The sequence below is a fragment of the Nocardiopsis sp. NPDC055824 genome (assembly GCF_053616335.1).
In genome coordinates this window covers 1-2,265 of record NZ_JBSHDN010000385.1, presented here as the reverse complement: position 1 = coordinate 2,265, position 2,265 = coordinate 1, and the positions used below count along the sequence as shown (strand labels likewise).

The window sequence follows — 2,265 nt, the reverse complement described above, 5'->3', positions numbered from 1 at the left end:
GGTGCAGCCCTTGGCGGCGGGCTGCGCACCGGTGACCGACCAGGGTGGGCACCTGTGTGCCCGCGGCCGTCCCCGCCGGGGCGGGGACGGCCGCGCGGGGCGCCTCACCGGGAGCGGGACCCCGCGACCGGCGCGTCCCCGGACCCGGGCGCCGCGGGAGGCGGCCCCGCCGTGCGGCGCTGGCGGCGGGCGCGCCACCCCAGCGCCGCGTCCACCGCGAGGAACACCGCGAGCGAGGCGCCGACCAGCGGAACGGCCCACCCGAGCCCCGCCAGGACGACGACCACCGCCGCCCGCCACGGCCACGTCAGGGCCCGGAAGGAGCCGCGCGGGTACGGGCGGCCCACACCCAGGGCCCGGCCCCGCGTCGGACGCCGCTGCCACCACATGCGGTACCCCCACGCCGCGACGACGACCACTCCCAGGGCGACGGCGGTCAGCACGAGCTGGTTGGGCACCCCGAACAGCACGCCCATGTGGGCGTCGATACCCCAGCGGCTCAGCTTGGCCATGAGCGGGTAGTCGGAGAAGCGGACGACGTCGACGACCTCCCCGGTGTCCGCGGCGATCGCCGCGGAGTCCACGGAGGTGGGCCAGGACCGGTCGATCTGGGTCACTGTGTAGGGGGCGGCGGGGTCCTTCGGCAGGGAGATCTCGACCGGTCCGTCCAGACCGGCGTCCCGCGCGCCGGCGAGCACCGTGTCGATGCCGATGTCCACCCCCGGGGAGGCGTTCGGGACGTCGGCGGAGACGGAGGGGGTGGTCCAGGCCAGCCGCTCCCGGAGTTCGGTGATGTTCGCCCCCGCGTGCTGGGACCACGTCAGCCCCGTGGCGGACAGGAACAGCAGCCCCGCCAGCAGCCACGTCCCGGCCGCGCCGTGCACCGAGACCGACCGGGGACGGCCGGGAGCGGTGCCCGCGCCGGGGACGAGCAGGCGGCGCGCGCCCCCGCGGCGGCGCAGCGCGGTCGAGGCCCACAGGGCGGCCCCGCCCAGGGCGACCACCCACAGCCAGCTCGCGGCCAGCTCGCTGTACAGGCGGCCCGCGTCGCCCAGGTGCAGGTTGCGGTGCAGCATGTCGACCCAGGTCCGGGCGGGCAGCGCGCCGCTCGTGCCGTAGGTCTCCGTCACGCCGAGGACCTCGCCGCCGTAGGGGTCGACGAACACCGTCGTCCGGTGGCTCTCGGCCGACCCGGGCAGGTCGAAGAGCACCCGCGTGGAGTCCTCCTCGCCGGTGGCCGGACGCACCGCGTCGACCTCGGCCCCGGACAGCTCCGCCCGGGCGGTGCGCACCTGCTCGTGCAGCGGCAGGGGCTCGCCCCCCGGCTCCACGTACAGCTGCTCCGCGTACACCGCCTGCTCGATCTGCGGCGTCCACACGTACAGGAGCCCCGTGGCGGCGGCGACCAGGACGAAGGGGGCGACGAACACCCCCGCGTAGAAGTGGAGCCGCAGGACCAGGGGGCGCAGCGCCGCCCAGGCGCCGCGGGGCCCCGGGCGGGCCCGGTCCGCTGCCGACTTGTCCGGTTGCCGTTCCACGCGTCGGTTCTCCTCACAGCGGCGCACCGGGCCGGTGCCCGGTGGGAAGCGTCCTTCGCCCCTGTGGTCGTACGCGGGGGCCTCCGGGTTCCCGACGGCGGGGCGCCCGTGCCCGGGCGCCCCGCCGGCCGCTGCGGGCCCGCCGGCTCAGTCGACCTCGATGCCCCTGGCGGTCAGGGCCTCCAGCATCTCCGGCCGCTCGTAGAAGAGGTCCTCGGCGCCCTGGAAGCGCCGGAGGTTCGGCACCAGGTCGAGGTCGTCCAGGGAGCGGACGTCGAACAGGTCGTCCTCGCCGTCCCAGACCGGCGCGCACTCCATGAACGCCTGGTTCCCGCCGTCGAACAGGACCGAGTCCACGGTGGCGAGCTGGTCCCCGCTGATCTCCAGCGCCTCGAAGTACGCGCGCGCCTCGTCCAGGACCTGGAACTCCTTGCCGACCGCGTAGGCGTAGTCGTAGGGGGCCTGGGTGATCCCGAGCCCCTGGAGGTGCTCGGAGAGGGCGAACCGGGGGGAGAGCGTCCCGTCGTCGTACATGAGCTTCTCGACGACGAGCAGTTTGAAGTTGAAGTCCTGGAAGGTCGGCATGGTGCCACGGTAGCCAGGGGGTACGACACCGTTCCGCGCCAGGTCCGGCCCTGCGGCCCGCCTCCCGCCGGGCGGGGCGCGGGCTGCGGCGGCCCCCGTCCCGCCCCCGGACACGACACCGGCGCGGCGCCCCCCGGGGAGG

Annotated in this window: 2 protein-coding genes; both read right to left on the bottom strand. The window is 76.2% G+C overall.

Annotated features, from left to right (window positions below; translation table 11 throughout):
• Positions 1-104: 104 nt before the first annotated feature.
• On the bottom strand, positions 105-1,538 hold the full coding sequence (locus ACWGL3_RS32035; protein WP_267949672.1) for a PepSY-associated TM helix domain-containing protein: 1,434 nt from the start codon (positions 1,536-1,538) through the stop codon (positions 105-107).
• A 147-nt stretch (positions 1,539-1,685) separates the two neighbouring features.
• Positions 1,686-2,123: a DUF6892 domain-containing protein gene (locus tag ACWGL3_RS32030; RefSeq protein ID WP_267949673.1), complete on the bottom strand. Its 438-nt coding sequence runs from the start codon at positions 2,121-2,123 to the stop codon at positions 1,686-1,688.
• Positions 2,124-2,265: the final 142 nt, after the last annotated feature.

What these genes read in the sequence shown, in the direction of transcription:
- ACWGL3_RS32030 (WP_267949673.1), bottom strand. Translation starts at nt 2,123, where the DNA reads ATGCCGACCTTCCAGGACTTCAACTTCAAACTGCTCGTCGTCGAGAAG.